Raw genomic sequence first — 18,925 nt, 5'->3', positions numbered from 1 at the left:
TGGCGCAGGCGCTCGCGGGCCCGCAACGACCGGGCCACGCGAGCGGATCCAGCACGGACGGGCGGCTACGGCGCGTCCGGCGACCGCGGGTCCGGTGGGCGGCCGCCGGCTCGGAACGTCCCGTTCCGATCATGGCTGGACGGGTCACGGGACGAGTGCAGCGGCCGCGCCAGAGCGGCCATGCTGCGCCGGTAGCCCTCAACGGTGATCAGTGCTTCGGGCCGGCGTTCCGGGCGCGAACGCAGGGCGAACCAGACAAGGGTGACCAGAACGGCGACAGGCGGAATAAGCAGGAACCACATGGCGGCCTCAGCGTCGAGACGGGGGAAGGGAGGCGACCTTCATGGTAGAGGCACGTTCAGCAGGCGCCCACCCACTCCGACGAACCATCCGTAAAGACCTGCCGCTTCCAGATCGGCACCTGGGCCTTGACCTCGTCGATCAGGTGACGACAGGCCACGAACGCCTCGTCACGGTGCGCGGCTCCCACCGCGACGACAACGGCGATGTCACCGATACCGAGCAGACCAGTGCGATGGGTGACAGCAACGGCCAGTACCGGATGGGCGGCAGCCACGCCGGCCGCCACCCGTGCGATCTCGGCTCCGGCACGCGGGTGGGCGGTGTACTCCAGTTCGGTGACCGCACACCCATGGTCGTGGTCGCGCACCGTGCCCACGAAGAGCGCGACCGCCCCCACCCCGGGCCCGCGGACGGCACGCAGGCACTCGTCGACCGACAGTTCCTCCGCCCGCACCGACCCGATGACGACCCGTCCCACGCTCGGCCGGCCAGCCGCGTCGCGGGCACCGCGGCACAAGTCGGATCCAGCGTGGATATCGATGTCGCCCATGTGCCCGACCGTAACCCGACCGCAGGGCACTCACCCGGACGGTGCCGGCCCCGAGCTGCCGCGGACGTCGCCGGGGATGTCCCGGTACCGACACCCGACGGGTGTGGAGACGGAGCTCACCGACGGCCGGGGGCAGCCGCCAGCCGGAACGCGATAGTTGGGACGTGACAGCCTGAACGCGACAGTTGGGACGACGGTGTGATCCAGCGGCGACCGGCGGACGGGTTGTCCGGCTCGTGGCTTTCACCGGCGCTCATGGGCCGCCCCGTCGATAATCCCGGTGACGTCGTTTCGGCATCGCCAGGAAAACGCACTACCGTTGGTGCATGTCCGGATCCAGGGTCCATGAACCGCAGCGCACCTCCTCCCGGCGGGGACGGCGGCGATGAGCGGCGGCTTCCCCTTCGGCTTCACCCCGGGCGGTTCGTCCTCGGGCGGCTCGGGTGGCGGCTCCGGCATGCCGTTCGGCACCGGAGCCCCGTTCTTCGCCGAACTCGAACGCCTGCTGTCCTGGCACGACGGACCGGTCAACTGGGAGCTCGCGCGCCAGGTCGCGGTACGCACCCTCGGTGATGGCGACCGGGCCGTCACCGATGCCGACGTCGAGGCCGTCCGGCAGGCTGTCCGACTCGCCGACGTCTGGCTCGACCCCGTGACGACCCTGCCTGCCGGGGCCACGGCCGCCGAGGGGTGGACGCGGGGCAGATGGATCGAGGTGACGCTGCCCGTCTGGCGGACGCTGTGCGATCCGGTGGCCGCCCGGGTCGCCGAGGCCATGCGCGGCGGTATCTCCGGCGGGCTCGCGCAGATAGGCGATCTCGGTGCCGGGCTGCCACCGGAGCTCGCCGCGCAGCTCCCGCCCGGTCTTGACCTGGGCCAGCTCGCGTCCGCGGGCGGCCCGATCATCCAGATGATCGACAGAATCGGCGGAATGCTGTTCGGCGCCCAGGTCGGCGAGGCGATGGGCCTGCTGGCCAGCGAGGTGGTCTCCGCCACCGACGTCGGGCTGCCGCTGGGCCCGGCCCGCACAGCCGCGCTCGTACCGGCCAACGTCGAGGCGTTCGGCACCGGCCTGGAGGTCGACCCCACCGAGGTCCGGATCTACCTGGCGTTGCGCGAAGCCGCGTCCCAGCGTCTGTACGCCCACATCCCGTGGCTGCGCGGGCACGTCCTCGGCACGGTCGAGGAGTACGCGCGGGGTATCACCGTCGACCCGAACGCGGTCTCGCGTGCGATGACGATGCTCGACCCGTCCAGGTTGATGGATCCGTCCCGGCTGATGGACCCGGCGAGTTTCGCCGAAGCGCTCGGTGGTGACGTCTTCGACGACGCGACCACGCCCGAGCAGACCGCGGCGCTGGCCCGCCTCGAGATGATCCTCGCGCTCATCGAGGGGTGGGTGGAGACGGTCACCGACGCCGCCGCGGCGAAGAACCTGCCGGCGGCGTCCAGGCTGCGCGAGATGGTGCGTCGGCGACGGGCCGAGGGCGGGCCGGCCGAACAGACTTTTGCCACGCTCGTCGGCCTCAACCTGCGTCCCCGCAAGCTGCGCGAGGCAGCCGCGCTGTGGGCCGCCGTGGGCGAGGCCAGAGGGATCGACGGGCGGGACGCGCTGTGGGCCCATCCCGACCTGCTCCCGGACGCCGACGATCTCGCCGACCCGCAGCGGTTCGCCACCAGCGATACCGGCAGTACTTTGGGTGACCCCATCTCAGAGCTCGAGCGGCTCCGGGACACCCCGCCGCCAAAGTCACCGGATGAGCCGCCGGACGAGCCGCCCGGGCCAGGAGGCACACACGACCCGGATCCGCCCGATGGTCCGCGCGGCGGTCGTTGACCGTAACCACCATGCGGCCATAGCTTGACGGGCACGAAACCCCCGGTCATCGGAGAACCCTCCAGAAGGGGAAGCTGGAGAGTTCAACCGCATGCCGGGGGTTTCTCCCATCCGACGTATGTGTCGTCGCTACCCACCGCGACGCACCGGCCGGTCGGGCAGGGACGCGCGGGCCGGCCGGGCAAGCCGGCCGCGGCACGGCTGCCGGCGCCAGCCCCGCGACCGTCCAGCGTCAGCTGGCGGCGACCACCGGCGCGAACGAAGGCGGCCGCCGGTCCAGCTGTGCCTGGATCCCCTCGGCAGCCTCACCGTTGGCCATGGTCGTGGCCTGGGCGAGCGCCTCCCACTGCAGCACCTGCTCGATGTCGTCCTCACCCCGCAGCGCGACCTTGGCCAGCCGGGTCGCGACCGGGGCCGCCGCAACGATCCGCAGCGCGGTCTCCAGCGCGGTGGCGACCAGGTCGACGGCCGGCACCACCGCGTTGACCAGACCGATGTCCACGGCCTCCCGCGCGTCGACGGACCGCCCGGTAAAGATCAGTTCACGGGCCCGCAGCACCCCCACGGCCTCCGGCAGCAGCCGGGTGGCGGCCATCCCCGGATGCATCCCCAGCCGGGTGAAGGGAGCGGAGAAGGTTGCTCCCTCGGCCGCGAACCGCAGGTCACAGGCAAGCGCCAGGCACAGGCCGGCGCCCACCGCGGCGCCGTTTACCGCGGCGATCGTGGGCACCTCCAGCGATCTGATCTTCAGCCAGGTTCGGTAGAAGGGGAGCATCTTCGCCCGCAGCCGGTCCGCGCCGGAGTCGACGTTGCGCCTCGGGTCGATCCAGTCGAGGTCGCCGCCCGCGCAGAACGCGCGCCCCTGCCCTGTGACGATGACGGCCCGCACATCGGGATCGGCACCGATCTCGTCCAGCGCCGCTGACCATTCCGCGGTCAACGCCACGGTCATCGCGTTGCGCCGTTCGGGCAGGGCCAACGTCAGCAGGACCACGCCGTCGGCGGGACGTTCGACCAGCAGCGGTTCGGACACAATCGACTCCTGAAGGCCCACGTTGTCTGGTTGATGTTGCCTGGTTGATATGGGCGAAGGCGGCGCGGTCGTGTTTTTCCCGCCCCGTCAGCGGCCCTCCCGAGCGTAGAGCCTCACGGCTTCCGGTGCTGTCGGACATGACCGGGCACGCACCGCTTCCACCATGGCACGTCATCGGCCCACCACTGTCCCATCACCGACTCCACTACTGGGCCACCATCGGCTCCGCCGCCGGCTCCACTACTGCCGCGGGAGTAGGCGGCGAACACGGCAACCACTGTGGGACAACGGAAAACCAGCCACGGCCCCGGCCAGGGGGTGGCGCGCGGCGGGATTCCCGACCTGAGGAGGATGGCTCCCGGCCGGCTGTTGGTGCCGGCTTTCTTCGTTGCGCTTCGTTACGAACCCGCGGCCCGTCAGCGGGCGCCGGTGAGAGGGAGAACGAGTGGCAGAGACGTACGAGGGCTACTGCGTCAAATGCAAGGACAAACGGCATTACCAGGGTGAGGTCCGGGTGAGCGAGTCCGGGCGCCGGATGGCGCGGGGCACCTGCCCGGTCTGCGGAACCACGATCAACAGAATCCTCGGCAAGGCGCCAGCCTCATAGTTCCCCGACAGTCCCCCGAGGGATGGTCCGTCCCCAGGCTCTGATCCCCAGGCCGGGCGGATCCCCGAGGCCGCCGAGCGCGCGGCGAATCATCGCGCGCTCGGCGGCTGTACGGCCCTCCCGCGGCCATGGCTCCCGACGCCGCCGTCTGCGAGAACCGTCTTGGCACGCGCACGGGTGGCCGCTCGCCCGGATGAGCACGCGGCCCGGCAGCCAACGGCCGACTCTCCGGGCGGCCGCGCACAGGCGCTGCCCATCCAGGTGGGCAGCGTCAGCACCAACCGTCTCGGCGCGTCACTCGGCAACGCCACGTGGTGACAAGCGGGCCTCTGCGGCGACCGCGGCCTGGCAGGGACTTGTCCACAACCACCGGCGCACCCTCCTCGACACCGGTTGCATATCCACAGAAAAACGGACATATATTCACAGCGGGGAACAGCGTGAGACCATATGATCACGATCCGGTCACCTGCTGTCGGGGAGGACGCCGATGCGCCCCATGCTCAAACCCGGCCTGCGCCGGCTCTGGCGGGACGGAGCCACCCTCCAGATCGGTGTCGACCCGGCGCGGGCGATCGTCCTCGGCGGGCTGACAGCGCGGGACGCCTCCGTGCTCGACCTGCTGGACGGTACCCGCTCCCGTGAGCAGGTCCTCAGTTCGCTGGACGCCACCCGGGCGGAGCTCGTCCTCCTGCTGGAGCGGACGGGCCTGCTGGCGGACGCCGGCCCGGCCGGCCAGTCCTCACCACCCGTGCTGGACCAGGAGCGCCTCCAGCCGGACCTGGCCGCGATGGCCCTGGGCTCGGCCGACCCGAGGCATGCCCGGCGAGCGATGGCGGCCCGCGGCCGGGCCCGGATCCAGGTCCGCGGAGCGGGCCGGATCGGCGCTCAGGTGGCGGCCCTGCTGGCCGCCGCCGGGGTCGGGCAGGTGGTCGTCGACGACACCGGTACGACCAGGGCGGCCGATGTCGCGCCGGGCGGAGCCCGTCTCGACGACGTCGGGCGGCCCCGTTCGGTCGCCGCCACCGCGGCGATCGCGCGGGTGACACGCCCGCACACGTCACGCCAGTACCGGCATCCAGCGCCGTTTCGCCCCGATCTGGTCGTCGTCACACCGGCCGGCATACCGGTCGTCCACCCGCAGGAGGCGCTTGAGCTGGAACGCTCCGGCATCCCGCATCTGCTTGCCGGCGTTCGTGAGACCACCGCGGTGATCGGACCGCTCGTCCTGCCCGGGGTGACCTCGTGTCTGCACTGCCAGCATCTGCGTCGCCACGCGATGGAACCGTCCTGGCCGCTACTGGCCCTGCAGATGTCCCGCCGTCCGGACACCGGGATCGATGCCTGCGACGTGGCGCTGGCCACCGTCGCCGCCGGGCTCACCGCCATGCAGGCGCTCACCCTTGTCGACCACGGCGACCGTGGCATCGCCCGGCCCGGTCAGGCCCAGGTGTCGCAGCAGCCGTGTCGACCGACGGCCGACGAGTTGCCGACCATCGACGGGACGCTGGAGATAACAATCTCCGATCTTCGGCTCAGACGCCGATCGTGGTCGATCCACCCCTCGTGCCCCTGCCGCAGCGCCCGGCGGATGGCAGCCGCGAGCACCGGGGCAGCCGGCGGCTGGCCGGTGGGCGGGGATCCGGTGGGCGGGGATCCGGACGAGGCCGACACCCTCGAGCGGACGCAACGAGCATCGTGACCAGAGACGAGCATCGCGACCAAACGAGCGTCGTGACCAGGCGGAGCGGGGCCCCGCCACCGGTCCGCCATCAGCCAGGCCAGCCATCTCGACTACAGAAAGTAGTATTAAAATCCCAAGCGGCGTTCCCTCCTGCCTCCCGCCCGCAGAACAGGCACGATGGAGTTGTGTCCGAAATCCCAAAACGCGCGGTCGTCCGCACCGCCAAGCTGGCAAGCCTCCCTCTCGGCTTCGCTGGACGGGCCACGATCGGCGCAGGTAAGCGACTCGGCGGGCGCCCCGCCGAGATCGTCGCCACGGAGCTGCAGCAGCGGACCGCCGCCCAGGTTTTCCGCGTCCTCGGGGAGCTCAAGGGCGGCGCGATGAAGCTCGGGCAGGCACTGTCGGTCTTCGAGGCGGCACTGCCCGAGGAGATCGCCCGGCCCTACCGGGCGGCGCTGACCAAGCTCCAGGACACCGCGCCCGCCCTGCCCGCGGCTTCGGTCCACCGGGTGCTCGCCGGCGACTTCGGCACGGACTGGCAGACGAACTTCCGCAGCTTCGACGACGCGCCGGCCGCCGCCGCCAGCATCGGCCAGGTACACCGCGCCGTGTGGGCGGACGGCCGAGATGTCGCCGTCAAGATCCAGTATCCGGGCGTCGGCCCGGCGCTGCTCAGCGACCTCACCCAGCTCGGGCGCGCGGCTCGGCTGTTCAGCGCCATCGCCCCCGGTCTGGACATCAAGCCGCTGGTCGCCGAGCTGAAGGAGCGCATCCTCGAGGAGCTCGACTACCGCCTGGAGGCGGCCTGGCAGACGGCCTTCGCCGAGGCGTTCGATCACGACCCCGACATCCACGTGCCCAGCGCCGTCGCCGCGACCGACCATGTGCTGGTCACGGAGTGGATCGACGGCAAACCCCTGTCAACGATCATAAACAGCGGCACGGACACCGAACGTGACCGGGCCGGGCTGCTGCTCGTGCGTTTCCTGTACTCGTGCCCGGCGCGGGCCGGGCTGCTGCACTCCGACCCGCATCCCGGCAACTTCCGGCTGCTGCCGGACGGCCGTCTGGGCGTGTTGGACTTCGGCGCGGTCAACCGTCTCCCGGACGGGCTGCCCGAACCCGTCGGCCGGCTCAGCCGGCTGGCGCTGGACGGCAACGGGGAGGCGGTCCTGGCAGGCCTGCGGGCGGAGCGGTTCATCCTGCCGACGGTGAAGATGAAACCGGCGGACCTCCTCGACTACCTGGTACCGCTCCTCGAGCCCGTCGCCACCGAGACGTTCCGCTTCTCCCGCGACTGGCTGCGGGGCGAGGCCGTCCGGCTGGGCGACCCCCGCTCCCCCGCGGCCCAACTCGGCCGCCTGCTCAACCTGCCCCCCTCCTATCTGCTGATGCACCGTGTCACCCTGGGCGCGATCGGCATCCTCTGCCAGCTCGGCAGCGTGGGGGCGTTCCGCGCCGAGATGGAGTACTGGCAGCCCGGCTTCGCCCAGCCCGGATCGGCGGCGGCCGAGCACGCGGCCCGGGCGAACCGGCCCGGGCGCAAGCTGCCGGGGCTCGCCGTCGAAATGAGCGCCGGTATGATCAGGCCGCTGGCGTCCACGTCCTCGCAGGGCCTGTTCGTCCCGCCACGGCTACCGGACGGGCCGCCGGACGCCCCGGTGGTGATACCGCAGCCCTCGGCAACAGCCGACATCGACGACCGCAGCACCAGCGACGATCACGACAGAGACGGCGATGGCAGGGTCGGCGTCGATCGCGGGGATGGCGACAGCGCACCCGATTCGTCACGGCCTGCAACGACGCGGCAGCGACGCCGCCCCACCACGCAGCCGCCCCTGGCCGACGACCTGGTCAGCCGCCCGGCTGACGGCCCAGCCAGCGCGCCCGCCCCACGCACACCGTCCTCCGACACCGGCGCCCCGCCCAGACAGCCGAAACGGGCCAGACAGCCGAAGCAGCCGAAGGTCCCAGCTCCGCCCAGGCCCCGCGACGCCACCGGCGAGCAGGCCGTCTCCAGCGCGGTGGTCCCCGACAACAGCCGGCCCGACGACGCCGCCCACTCCGTCACTCACACCACAGCCGCTCACACTCCGCCCGCGGCTGCCCCCGACAGCACCTGAGCCGCCCGGGGCAGCCCCGCGGAACACACCCGCAGCCAGCCAGAGCACGCGGTCAGCCGGGCAGATGGGCGTAGACGACGACCTCGCTGTCAGTGCCGATGCTCAGCCGGCCCGCCGCGGCGGCGAAACGCTCGGCGTCGGGCAGCGTGAACGGCAGTTCCGCGTCCGGGTCCGACAGCTCACCGGCAAGATCGACAAAGGCCGCCCCGGGGATGTGGGCACGCTCGTAGTCCGGCCGTCCGCTGGCCACCTGAAGCCCCTTGACGCCGGGCGGGCGGCTGATGTGCGCGGTCGCGTCGAAGACACGCAACGCGGGATCCCCGAGGCGCGCGGCGAGCGCGGCGGCATCGATCAGCGGCGAGAGCGGTCGCGACACACCCGCCAGTATGACATCGCACACCAATCGGCCACCCGGCGTATCAACCGACCGTAAAGGGCACCGGCCGCGCCCCGGCCCAGCCGGACGGCAGTTCCGCTCACCCGAACAGCCCGACCCGTACGGCTCGCAGCGGCAGGACCGTCTGCGATCACCGCCGGAGGAGCCTCCCCCTCAGCGCTCTCGACGTGTCCCGGGATTCGCGCCTCCGGACGTTACGCCGGCGATCTGTTTTTCCGATGGCGCCATAGGCGTCCTTGCGGCGCACCGGAATTCATGTGAGCATTTCATCGGCATCGTCACCGGATTAGTTCGAAGAATGTTCATCCGCCGGCAGCCGGCGGAGACCGTGACCGCGGCATTCCAGCAGGATAATTTCGTGGCACCCGTGCCGAGAGAGGGATGTGGACGTGTCCGTTGCGCCGCAGGTTGTCTTCGACGCCTTTCATCCCGCGCACCGCTCCAACCCCTACCCGCGGTACGCGGCCGTCCGCGATTTCGCCGCGCTGTACCCGATCAGGCCGGACATTCTCATGGCGACGCGCTATGAGGAGTGCTCGGCGGTCTTCACGGACGCGCTGTGGGGCCACGGCTACGAGGCGGGCATCAACCCTTTCCGGCCAGGAGTGGTTCCCGACGATGTGCCGGGGTCGATGCTGCGGATGGACCCGCCGGACCACACGCGGATACGAGGGCTGGTCAAACGGGCGTTCGTCCCGCGCAACACCGAGGGGCTCTGGCGGCGGATCGAAGATCTCGTCAACACGCTGCTCGACACGGCGATCGAGGCCGGTGAGGTCGACCTGATGGAGGCGTTCGCGCGGCCACTGCCGCTCACCGTCATCGGCGACCTGCTCGGCATCCCGCCCGAGGACCACCCGGCCGTCCAGAAGTGGTCGCTGGAGATCGTCCGCGGCACGGACCCGGACATCCTGCAGTCGCCCGAGAGCCTGGCGCGCAGGCCGGAGGCCATGCGGGAGTTCGAGGCGTACTTCGCGGCGCTACTCGCGCGGCGTCGCGAGAATCCTCGCGACGACATGCTGAGCGGGATGTGCGCGGCCGAGGACCGCGGCGAACTGAGCGGCCGGGAGGCGCTCGGACTGGCCGTGGGGCTGCTGATCGGAGGGTACGAGACCATCTCCGACCTGATCGGCAAGGGTGTCGTGGCCCTGCTGCGCAACCCCGACCAGATCGCGCTCTGGCTCGCCGATCCCGGTCTCGCGGCGCCTGCTGTCGACGAACTGCTCCGCTACGAGCCGCCCGTACAGTTCACCCACCGGGTCGCGCTGGCGGAACGGGAACTGGCCGGGCACACGTTCGCGCGGGGGGACGGCATCGTCGTCCTGACCGCCGCCGCCAACCGCGACCCCGCCGTGTACACCGATCCGGAGCGTCTGGACATCACCCGGTTCGCCGGCCGCGCCCCCGCGCCGCGCCACCTCTCGTTCAGCGAGGGGCTCCACTACTGCCTCGGCGCGCACCTCGGCCGGCTGGAGACCCAGATCGCCGTGGACACCCTCCTGCGCCGCGCCCCCGGGCTCTCCCTGACCGACGAACCCGTCTGGCGTGACACGGTCGCCATCCACGGGCTGGACACCCTTCCGGTCCGCCTCCGGGACTGACCATCGACTGGCCGCCGACCGGCCACCACGGCATCCGGCCCACCGCATTCCGAGGAGACCAGTGAGCGCGCACGAAACGGACATCGAGCCGGACGTCGCCACCTCTCGCGCCGACGTGCCGCGGGCCGTCTTCGACGCGTTCAGCCCCGAGCACTGGCCCGACCCCTATCCCTGGTACGCCGCGGCCCGCGCGGCCGACCCGCTTTTCCCCACTCCGCTGGGTGTGCATCTGGTGACCCGCTACCAGGACTGCGCGGCCGTTCTCCAGGACAACAACTGGAGCCACGCCCACGAGGCCGAGTTGTTCCATCCCGGCGTCGACCAGCTCGACCTGCCAACCTCGTTCCTCTGGATGGATCCGCCCGACCACACCCGGCTGCGCGGGCTGGTCAGCAAGGCGTTCACCCCGCGTACAGTGGCCGACCTGCGCCCCCGCATCGAGCGGCTCGTCACCGACCTGTTCGACGCGATCATCGAGGCCCGCGAGGTCGACGTGATCACCGCGTTGGCCTACCCGTTGCCGCTCACCATCATCGCCGAACTGCTCGGCGCGCCGGCCGAGGACCACCCGAACCTCCAGCGCTGGTCGGGGGCGCTCGCCCGCGGGTTCGACCCCGATCCGCTCCTGCTGCCCGAGGAGCGTGACGCACGCTCCCAGGCCGCCCGCGAGTTCGTGGCCTACTTTCGCGCCCTCATCACCCGGCGTCGCGCCGAACCCGCCGACGACCTGATCAGCGGACTCGCCGCCGTCGAGGAACAGGGCGACATCCTCACCGAGAACGAGATGCTCGCGACCTGCGTCACGCTGCTGGTAGCCGGACACGAGACGAGTGTCAATCTGGTCGCCAACGGCATCCTGGCGTTGATCCGTAACCCGGACCAGTACGCCCTGCTCCGGTCCGCCCCGGAGCTGGCGGCGCCCGCCGTCGAGGAGATGCTGCGTTACGACTCGCCGGTGCACATGACCACCCGTCTCGCCCACCAGCGGGCGCAGCTCGCCGGGCACACGTTCGGCGCCGGCGACGGCGTCGTGCTGCTCTTCGGCTCGGCCAACCGGGACCCGGCGGCGTTCCCCGACCCCGAGCGATTCGACATCACCCGGTACGCGGGCCAGACCCCCGCGAAACGTCATCTCACGTTCAGCCTCGGCATCCACTACTGCCTCGGCGCACCGCTCGCACGCCTGGAGATGGAGATCGTGCTGCGTGAGCTCATCCGGCGAGGAATCACGATGACGCCTCTCGCGGACGACCTCGCCTACCGCAGGAACCTCGTCCTGCGCGGCATCGCCAGCTTCCCGGCCCGCTTCGAGCAGCAGAGCAGCGCGGCGGTGCCGTAGCGCCGCCTCCCGCCGCGGTGAACGCGCGACACGCCGGCGGGCACCGGCCCCTTGGCCGGAGGTCCCCACGCCGGGATGACAGCCCGGACCATAAGCCGCAAGCGGTCGAATCCGGAGCCGACGCCTATCCCGTCCCGACACGGGACGCTGGACCGCCGCGCGGACCGGGCCGCGCTGGACATCCGCTTCACGGAGTGCCGATGGCGAGTTCACCCCGCATACAGGATGATCAGTGTCGCATGGTGGCCGATGACGTTCTGGTCTAGAGGATTCTCGGGCGACGTAAGCATTTCAGGACCGCCGCCGTCTTCGCTGTGTCAACGACCCGAATTGATCAGCTGCTTGGACGGGGCGGCATCACCGGTGCCGCGCTGGCGGGCCGCGCGGGCGCCGCGGATGCCGAGCCAGCCGACCGCCGAGCCGATCGCGAGGGAGACGACGGTCAGAACCAGGTGGACGGTGAAGAAGCCGGTCGGTCCGTCGCCCCAGGAACGATCATCCTTCCATATGTTCCGAAGGAAGTTCGGCCAGATCGCCCACGTCCAGACACCGACGGCGATCAAGAACCAGGACGCGCGCTTCGAGAGAGTCACCCGTCCAGCTTCGCACCCCACCGGCGGACGAGCCGCCCCAGAGCCATCACACTACGTGAAGATAGACACACCCAGCGGGACCAGTACCTAGGTTACAAGTGAATGCTCTACGAGTTCGGCCAGATCACCCACCGTCCACACACCAACCGCGATCAGGAACCACGAAGCCCGCTTCGACAGAGCACCCACCAGCCTGACATCCGCGGACAGCCGTGGCCTCCTGATGGGAGTGCGAGTTCGGACACGCTGACCGCCATAAGGTGTGACCGGTAGATATCACCATCCGCAGCCGCCTATGAGCATGTGCCGCGCTGTTCACCAGAACAGACAGAACCCCGGTGGCTTGCCGCCCAAGCGGTAGAGGTCATCCGAGGTCTCTGTCGAAAGCTTAGAAGACCGGTGCACCGATGTCCAATCCTCTGTCCCCGTCCCATGCCTCCTGGCTCCGCCACAGGTTGAGCCCCGAACGTCTCGGCCCATACGAACAGGCATGCGGTGGTGACATCGTCAGCGCGGTTGCCCTCTACGAGTGGAACAGTGCCGCCAGCGCCGGCTTCCACGAGGTCCTGGGCCTGCTCGAGGTCGTGCTGCGCAACGCACTTCATGACCAGCTCACGGCATGGCACTCGCACCGGCACCAGGCCAGCGAATGGTGGGACGATCCGGCCAGAATCCTCGAAGCCCGCGGACGCCAGGACATCGCGGACGCCAGGTCCAGGCTCCGACGCGACAGCAGAGTCATCACTCCTGGCCGGGTCGTCGCCGAGCTGACCTTCGGCTTCTGGCGCTACCTCCTGTCCCGACGCTACGAGACGTCCCTCTGGACACCCGCGCTCCGCCACGCTTTCCCGGGCCTTCGCCCCGCCCGGCGCGCAACCGTCTACGACCCGGTCAACAGACTTGTCCGCCTCCGCCTCCGCCTCCGCCTCCGCCTCCGCAACCGCCTCCGCAACCGCATCGCGCATCACGAACCGATCCGCAACCGGCCGCTGGAGCAGATGCACGCCGACCTGCTACGCGTGGCCGGCTACCTGGACTCCGACGTCCAGGCATGGATCCAGGAGCGGAGCCGCGTACCCCGCCTCCTGCTCAGCCGACCGGTCCCGGAAGTACCTGCGCCACAGCGGTCGTCTGAGCCAGTACCTGGGTCATAAGCGAAGGTTCCGCACGCTCGGCCGGATCCCCTACGTCCACGCGCCGACACGGTCAGGAATCGGCCGCCCGCTTCGGCAGCGTTCCTGGAGTCACCGGCCTGACCTCGCCCTGACCAGGTCGTGCGCCGACGTTCGGTCAGGTGTCCGTGGCGGTGGAGGGGGCGAGGTAGAGGAAGCCGTAGGCCTCGTCGCGGAAGGGGATGTCGGCGGCGCGCAGGGCGGCGTCCCAGTCGCCGGTGCGGGACGGGTCGGCGCCCTCGCTGCCGTGGTCCGCGGTCAGCAGGATGACGGTGTCGTCGGCGAGGCCACGAGCTTCCAGCAGGTCGAGGAAGACGCCGAGGCGCCGGTCGGCGTCGGCCATCGACGCCCGGGACTGCGGCGAGTAGGGCCCGCCACCGTGATGCCCGGTGTCGGTCACCGTGGTGTTCCACCAGGTGAACGCGGGCGGCTCGGCGGCCTGCTCGCCCCACAGCTGGCGGATCTGCGCCAGGCCGAGCGCGTCCACCTGGGTCGACCAGGCGTAGTCCGGGTCGGCGGCGACCCACTCCTGGGTCGCGTGCGGGTCGTCCGCGGCGGACGGCAGATGCTCGCCCAGCCCGCCGGCACCGGCAGTGCTGTTCATCGCCCGGACCAGCCCGAACGTCGAATACGTCGCGCCCCGGTCGATCGGCTCGTTGACGCAGGCCGTCGACACCCCGGGCCGGGCCGCGGCGATCGCCTCGAACACCGTTCGCACCCCCGGCCGCAGCTGCTCGCAGGCCCGATGCCAGGTGGACGCGTCGTTGGCGACGATCCGCCGCCCGGTCTCCCGGTCGAAGTAGGCGTTGTTGAGGATGCCGTGCCGCCCTGGGCCGACGCCGGTGAGCGCGCTGGTGTGGTTCGCCAGGGTCACGCTGGGGAACTCCGCGACCGCGCCGCCGGTAAGGGCAACACCGCGGGCCAGCAGGCGGGCGACCGCCGGCAGTTCGCCGGCGCCGGCCATGGCCAGCAGGTCGTTGCAGTTCACGCCGTCCCAGAGCAGGCCGACGACATGCCGGGCGCCGGGCGCGCACAGCTCCGCCAGAGCCCGGCCGTCGACATCCGGCCCGGCCAGGTCGGCCAGGTCATCCAAGCCGTCCAAGCCGTCCAAGCCGGGCAGACCCCTCGGGCCGGCCGCGCCGCCGGGCACCCCATCCGGACCTGTCATGGACGCCCCGGCCAGGTAGGCCAGGGTCGGCGCGACGTCGACGACGCGGGCGTGACGGTCGAGCGACCCCCGTCCGTGGACGCCGGCGCCGGACAGCAGCAGCGGCGCCCGGGACTGGCCGGCGTCCAGCGAGCCGTGCTCGCCGAGATGCCCGCCGCGTTCCGGCCAGTGATGTGCCGCGCTGTGCACGACGACGACGTCTGGCGAGCGGGCCGGATCGGCGAAGACGGACGCGAGCCGCACCCCGGCGAGCGGGTAGGAGTTGCGGGCGTTCGGCGGCGAGGGGTCCCTGAGCGCCTGCTCCAACGGAACTCCGTGCATCGGGTCCCGCACGGCCACCGGGTCGCGCCCGCGCAGCACCTCCCAGGGGCTGTCGAGGCCGATGGTCAGCGACAGCCGCGAGGCACCGTCCGCGTTCGCGACGTGGAGCCATCCGTCGTCGACCCAGGCGACGAGGTCCACGATCCCGGCGAGCTCCGGTGCGGTGAGGACCGCGACCGCCGCGGCCACCTCACCACCGCCGGCCCGGCGAAAGGGCACGCCACCAGGACGCCCGGCGGGATGCCCGGTGGACGTATCGTCAGCAGGCTCGAGGAGCACATCGCCGGTGAGGCCGGCGGGCGCGTCGCCGGGGTGGCGTGGGCGGACGCCGTCATACCGGGTGTGGCCGTCGTCGACGGCCTGGGCCTCCGGTGGCTCGACGGCGGTGTCCACGGCGCCGGAAACCCCCGGCGCGCCGAGTTGGGCCGGCTGGACGGGCTTGCTGCTGGGCACAACCGAACACTACCGGCACCATCCGCCCCCGCCGGGAACACATGTCGACATCTCATGCCCGCTCGACATGCCCGCTCGACATGGTTGTCACGGCTGTCGCTACAGCAAATCGACAACAAATGTTGTCGCGACATCAAACACTGTCGAACCATGAGAACGCGGGAACAAACGGTCGCCAGGGCAGCCATTTCCACCCTCACTCTCTCGACCAGGATGGGACGTGGCCGGCGGTGTCCCAGAAACTGACGTATTAATTTCGGTACTGTTCGTACAGATTTCCGCATATGGCATCCGTATGTTTACCGGATGCCTGTCGGACGGCATCCCGGGGCTGCCGCCGGATGGATGGGAGCGCTCCGGTGGCAGCCCCGGGACATCCGATGTGGGATGCGGGCCGCGGTCGTCAGGCGGCGACGTTCTTGCGGGGGCGGCCGCGGGGACGCTTGCGCGGGACGACGGTGCCCGTGGCAACGAGTTCGCCACCCCACACGCCCCAGGGCTCGCACCGGTCGAGAGCGGCGGCCAGGCAGGCGTGCCGCAGCGGGCAGTCGACGCAGACCGCCTTCGCGGATTCGACGTCCTCGGGGGACTCCGCGAAGAACAGGTCCGGGTCGACGTCCCAGCAGGGCAGCGCCAGCTGGTCCCGCTCGATCCGGGCGACGATCGAGGGGTCGAACACCGGTGTCACCTCCGGCACTGAAGGAGAAGGAAAGGAATCGATCAGGAAATCGGTCAGGGGTGGTTCGACCGGGACAGCCGATTCGGTCAATGTCGCTCCGGGCGTTCGGTTGGTTCGGTGATTCGGTTGGTTCGGTCGGTTGGTCGGTCCGGCCGTCCGGCGAATCGGGTCGAAAAACAATCAGGGCCGCGGTTCCCGTCGGGGATCCGCGGCCCTGGTCGGCGCTCGGGTGGCCGGTCAGGCCAGGAGCAGACCTCGGGACGGACCCGGGACATACAGCGCCTTGCGCATCGTCGGTGCCTGGGCGCGGGCGTCCGTGGCCAGGGAGTGATGCGCGGCGGCTGCGCGAATTCGACGCGGATCGTCGGCGAACCCACGGGCGGCCTCGGAAGCGACGGACGCGGGTGCGCTCCCGAGGGGGACGGCCGCGACCGGACGGACCACACCACGCAGGCCGGGCGGGTATACCCGCCACACGAACGCGGCGACGATCCCCAGCATCCTCATGGGGACCACCTCCTTCGCGTTCGGGCCGGGCCTGACGTGCAGGTCGGGCGCAGGTCAGGCACGCTCAGCGCTCATCAGCACCGTAGAAGTCGGCCGCGGCGATCGCAACCTATTTTTCGCGCTTCCAAACCAGCACTCTTTGTAACCAATACAGTCAGTATCGTAGCTGAAAGTATTATGGCCGACACGGCTCCGGGGAACCGGGGATCCTGACGGCGGACGACGGGACGTCAACCGGATGGTTCCCGCCCGTCTACCAGGGCAAGCACGTCCTCGCCGTAGCGGTCGAGCTTGGCCTGGCCGATCCCTGGGATGCCCACCAGTTCGGCGACGGACGTGGGCCGGTGCTCGGCGATCGCCATCAGCGTCGCGTCGGTGAACACCACGAAGGCCGGCGCGCTCTGCTCCCTGGCCCGGGCGGAGCGCCAGGCCCGCAGCCGTTCGAAGAGCGCCTGATCGATGTTGGCCGGGCAGCCGTCGCACCTGCCCGCCCGGGCAGCCTGGCCCACCAGCGGACGCTCGCACACCCGGCAGCGCACCGCGGCGCGGCCGCGGGAACGCAGGGCGCCTGCGCCGTCCACACCCGGATGCGCCGGCCCACCCGCCGGCCTGCCCGCCGACGACGCCGAACGGGGCGCCAGGCCGTCGAGGAAGCGCGACGGCCGGCGGGACCTGCGGCCGCCCTCGTGGCGGGCGAGCGCCCACGACAGTGCCAGCCGCTCCCGCGCCCGGGTGACGCCGACGTAGAGCAGGCGCCGTTCCTCCTCGATCTGTGCCGGGGTCTGCGCGTGGATGATCGGCAGCGTCCCCTCGGCCAGGCCGACCAGGAAAACCGCGTCCCACTCCAGGCCCTTGGCCGCGTGCAGGGAGGCGAGCGTGACCCCCTCGACGGTGGGGATGTGCTGGTGGACAGCCCGGTCAGCGAGATCGGCGACGAAGTGGTCGAGGGTGGCGCCGGGGTCGGCGGCCACCAGGGCCTCGGCGAGGCGCACGAGGGCGGCCAGGTTCTCCCAGCGCTCCCGCTGCGCGCCCGAACCGTTCGGCGGGTCACCGCCGCGCCAGCCCAGCGCGGCGAAGACCTCCGTGACCTCGGCCACCAGCCCCACCGGCCGGTCGGTGTCCGCCGACCGCGCGGCCGCCCGCAACAGCTGGACGGCCTCGGCAACCTCCGGCCGCTCGAAGAACCGCTCGCCACCGCGGACCAGGTACGGGATGCCGGCGGCGGCGATCGCGGTCTCGTACGCCTCGGACTGGGCGTTGACCCGGTACAGCACGGCGATCTCGCTGGCGGGCACGCCGGCGCCCAGCAGCGCGCGGATGCGGCGGGCGGTCGCGGCCGCCTCCTCGGGCTCGCTGTCGAACTCGGTGAACGTCGGGGCCGGGCCGTCCGGGCGTTGCGCGACCAGCCGCGGCGGCTCGTGCCGGGCCGCCGCGAGCACAGCCCCCGCCACACCATGTGTCCCCTGCGCTCCCGGCGCCGAGGAGCCTCCCGGCGTACCCCGCGTGCCGGCGGTGCCGACCCGCGCGACCAGCCGGTTGGCCAGCCCGACCACCTGCGGGGTGGAGCGGTAGTCCCGCACGATACGGACCACGTGGGCCTCGGGGAAACGCCGGGGGAAGTCCAACAGGTAGCGGGGGGACGCCCCGGTGAACGAGTAGATGGTCTGGTTGGCGTCACCGACCACGCAGATGCTGTCCCGCTCGCCGAGCCAGGCGTCGAGCAGGCGCTGCTGCAACGGGTTGACGTCCTGGTACTCGTCCACCACGAAGTGGCGGTAGCGGGAGCGCAGCTCCTCGGCGACCCAGCCGTGCTCCTCGATCACGGCGGCGGTCAGCAGCAGCAGGTCGTCGAAGTCGAGCACGCCCGCCTCCCGCTTGGCCTGCTCGTAGGCGGTGTACAGCCGGGCGATCACCTCGGGCGGATGCGTCGTCTCGCGCCCCGCCGCGGTGGCGGCCGCCGGGTACTGCTCGGGGGTGAGCAGGGTGGCCTTGGCCCACTCGATCTCGGCGGTGAGGTCCCGAAGTTCGGTCCGGCTCGGTGCCAGCCGGGCCCGGCTCGCCGCCCGGCCCACCAGTGCGATCTTGCTCTCGACGAGCCGGGGCAGTGCGGCCCCGGCGATCCTGGGCCAGAAGTAGCCGAGCTGCCGCAGCGCGGCCGCGTGGAAGGTGCGCGCCTGGACGCCGTCCGCGCCGAGCGTCCGCAGCCGGCCGCGCAGTTCCCCGGCAGCGCGTGTGGTAAAGGTCACAGCAAGCACCTGGCCGGACGGGACGGCACCCGACGCCACCAGATGGCCGATCCGATGCGTAATCGCCCGCGTCTTGCCCGTGCCCGCACCGGCCAGCACGCAGACCGGGCCGACCGGTGCGAGCACCGCCTGACGCTGCTCCGGATCGAGCGCCTCGACCAGCCACTGCCCGGACTCGCCCGCACCGCCCTGAAACGGCGCGTCCGACACCGGGTCGTCGACGGTCGCACGCACCATGGGGGAACGGTAGCCGCCGCCACCGACGGGAAGCGACCGGGCCGCGCCGCGGTTATGAAGATTTGTTCTGTCACA

Annotated in this window: 16 protein-coding genes; 7 read left to right on the top strand and 9 right to left on the bottom strand. The window is 71.3% G+C overall.

Annotated features, from left to right (window positions below):
* Nucleotides 1-65: 65 nt before the first annotated feature.
* Nucleotides 66-302, bottom strand: coding sequence for a hypothetical protein (locus tag FSYMDG_RS04570; protein ID WP_013872418.1), 237 nt, complete (start codon nt 300-302; stop codon nt 66-68).
* Nucleotides 303-358: 56 nt separating this feature from the next.
* Complete coding sequence (locus tag FSYMDG_RS04565) at nt 359-853, bottom strand: molybdenum cofactor biosynthesis protein MoaE (RefSeq protein ID WP_013872417.1); 495 nt, start codon at nt 851-853, stop codon at nt 359-361.
* A gap of 385 nt (nt 854-1,238) precedes the next feature.
* Here FSYMDG_RS04565 and FSYMDG_RS04560 point away from each other — a divergent pair, with 385 nt between their 5' ends.
* Nucleotides 1,239-2,690, top strand: a complete 1,452-nt coding sequence (locus tag FSYMDG_RS04560; RefSeq protein ID WP_013872416.1) for a zinc-dependent metalloprotease — start codon at nt 1,239-1,241, stop codon at nt 2,688-2,690.
* A gap of 232 nt (nt 2,691-2,922) precedes the next feature.
* On the opposite strand, the gene FSYMDG_RS04555 is transcribed toward FSYMDG_RS04560, so the two are convergent.
* Nucleotides 2,923-3,723: an enoyl-CoA hydratase/isomerase family protein gene (locus FSYMDG_RS04555; protein WP_013872415.1), complete on the bottom strand. Its 801-nt coding sequence runs from the start codon at nt 3,721-3,723 to the stop codon at nt 2,923-2,925.
* A 445-nt stretch (nt 3,724-4,168) separates the two neighbouring features.
* Here FSYMDG_RS04555 and FSYMDG_RS26725 point away from each other — a divergent pair, with 445 nt between their 5' ends.
* The 3 genes from FSYMDG_RS26725 to FSYMDG_RS04545 all read left to right on the top strand — a co-directional run bounded on the left by FSYMDG_RS26725 (nt 4,169) and on the right by FSYMDG_RS04545 (nt 8,137).
* Nucleotides 4,169-4,330: a DUF5679 domain-containing protein gene (locus FSYMDG_RS26725; RefSeq protein WP_013872414.1), complete on the top strand. Its 162-nt coding sequence runs from the start codon at nt 4,169-4,171 to the stop codon at nt 4,328-4,330.
* A 499-nt stretch (nt 4,331-4,829) separates the two neighbouring features.
* Nucleotides 4,830-6,032 carry a ThiF family adenylyltransferase gene (locus FSYMDG_RS04550; protein WP_349304119.1) on the top strand — a complete coding sequence of 401 codons (1,203 nt, stop codon included), beginning with the start codon at nt 4,830-4,832 and terminating at the stop codon, nt 6,030-6,032.
* Between the two features lie 167 nt (nt 6,033-6,199).
* Nucleotides 6,200-8,137, top strand: a complete 1,938-nt coding sequence (locus FSYMDG_RS04545) for an ABC1 kinase family protein (protein ID WP_013872412.1) — start codon at nt 6,200-6,202, stop codon at nt 8,135-8,137.
* 52 nt (nt 8,138-8,189) lie between these two features.
* On the opposite strand, the gene FSYMDG_RS04540 is transcribed toward FSYMDG_RS04545, so the two are convergent.
* On the bottom strand, nt 8,190-8,537 hold the full coding sequence (locus FSYMDG_RS04540; protein WP_013872411.1) for a sulfurtransferase: 348 nt from the start codon (nt 8,535-8,537) through the stop codon (nt 8,190-8,192).
* A 386-nt stretch (nt 8,538-8,923) separates the two neighbouring features.
* On the opposite strand from FSYMDG_RS04540, the gene FSYMDG_RS04535 reads away from it, so the two are divergent.
* Together FSYMDG_RS04535 and FSYMDG_RS04530 are read left to right on the top strand one after the other, a co-directional pair.
* Nucleotides 8,924-10,135 carry a cytochrome P450 gene (locus FSYMDG_RS04535; protein WP_013872410.1) on the top strand — a complete coding sequence of 404 codons (1,212 nt, stop codon included), beginning with the start codon at nt 8,924-8,926 and terminating at the stop codon, nt 10,133-10,135.
* A 61-nt stretch (nt 10,136-10,196) separates the two neighbouring features.
* A complete protein-coding gene (locus FSYMDG_RS04530; protein ID WP_013872409.1) occupies nt 10,197-11,474 on the top strand; it encodes a cytochrome P450 in 1,278 nt (425 codons plus the stop codon).
* A 317-nt stretch (nt 11,475-11,791) separates the two neighbouring features.
* Here FSYMDG_RS04530 and FSYMDG_RS04525 read toward each other — a convergent pair whose 3' ends face one another.
* Nucleotides 11,792-12,067: an SCO4848 family membrane protein gene (locus tag FSYMDG_RS04525; RefSeq protein WP_013872408.1), complete on the bottom strand. Its 276-nt coding sequence runs from the start codon at nt 12,065-12,067 to the stop codon at nt 11,792-11,794.
* 407 nt (nt 12,068-12,474) lie between these two features.
* Here FSYMDG_RS04525 and FSYMDG_RS04520 point away from each other — a divergent pair, with 407 nt between their 5' ends.
* Complete coding sequence (locus FSYMDG_RS04520; protein ID WP_013872407.1) at nt 12,475-13,221, top strand: hypothetical protein; 747 nt, start codon at nt 12,475-12,477, stop codon at nt 13,219-13,221.
* 136 nt (nt 13,222-13,357) lie between these two features.
* On the opposite strand, the gene FSYMDG_RS04515 is transcribed toward FSYMDG_RS04520, so the two are convergent.
* The 4 genes from FSYMDG_RS04515 to FSYMDG_RS04500 all read right to left on the bottom strand — a co-directional run bounded on the left by FSYMDG_RS04515 (nt 13,358) and on the right by FSYMDG_RS04500 (nt 18,850).
* Nucleotides 13,358-15,181 carry an alkaline phosphatase family protein gene (locus FSYMDG_RS04515; protein WP_013872406.1) on the bottom strand — a complete coding sequence of 608 codons (1,824 nt, stop codon included), beginning with the start codon at nt 15,179-15,181 and terminating at the stop codon, nt 13,358-13,360.
* A gap of 403 nt (nt 15,182-15,584) precedes the next feature.
* A complete protein-coding gene (locus FSYMDG_RS04510) occupies nt 15,585-15,860 on the bottom strand; it encodes a WhiB family transcriptional regulator (RefSeq protein ID WP_013872405.1) in 276 nt (91 codons plus the stop codon).
* A 237-nt stretch (nt 15,861-16,097) separates the two neighbouring features.
* A complete protein-coding gene (locus FSYMDG_RS04505; RefSeq protein WP_013872404.1) occupies nt 16,098-16,367 on the bottom strand; it encodes a hypothetical protein in 270 nt (89 codons plus the stop codon).
* 230 nt (nt 16,368-16,597) lie between these two features.
* A complete protein-coding gene (locus FSYMDG_RS04500) occupies nt 16,598-18,850 on the bottom strand; it encodes an ATP-dependent DNA helicase UvrD2 (protein ID WP_013872403.1) in 2,253 nt (750 codons plus the stop codon).
* Between the last annotated feature and the right edge of the window lie 75 nt (nt 18,851-18,925).

It is taken from the genome of Candidatus Protofrankia datiscae (genome assembly GCF_000177615.2).
GTDB classification, from domain to species: domain Bacteria; phylum Actinomycetota; class Actinomycetes; order Frankiales; family Frankiaceae; genus Protofrankia; species Protofrankia coriariae.
This window is presented reverse-complemented; position numbering and strand designations above follow the sequence as displayed.

Bases quoted from the DNA above. Each gene is read 5' to 3' on its own strand.
- FSYMDG_RS04505 (WP_013872404.1), bottom strand. From the start codon at position 16,367: ATGAGGATGCTGGGGATCGTCGCCGCGTTCGTGTGGCGGGTATACCCG.
- FSYMDG_RS04560 (WP_013872416.1), top strand. From the start codon at position 1,239: ATGAGCGGCGGCTTCCCCTTCGGCTTCACCCCGGGCGGTTCGTCCTCG.
- FSYMDG_RS04520 (WP_013872407.1), top strand. From the start codon at position 12,475: ATGTCCAATCCTCTGTCCCCGTCCCATGCCTCCTGGCTCCGCCACAGG.
- FSYMDG_RS04500 (WP_013872403.1), bottom strand. From the start codon at position 18,850: ATGGTGCGTGCGACCGTCGACGACCCGGTGTCGGACGCGCCGTTTCAG.
- FSYMDG_RS04570 (WP_013872418.1), bottom strand. From the start codon at position 302: ATGTGGTTCCTGCTTATTCCGCCTGTCGCCGTTCTGGTCACCCTTGTC.
- FSYMDG_RS04565 (WP_013872417.1), bottom strand. From the start codon at position 853: ATGGGCGACATCGATATCCACGCTGGATCCGACTTGTGCCGCGGTGCC.
- FSYMDG_RS04550 (WP_349304119.1), top strand. From the start codon at position 4,830: ATGCTCAAACCCGGCCTGCGCCGGCTCTGGCGGGACGGAGCCACCCTC.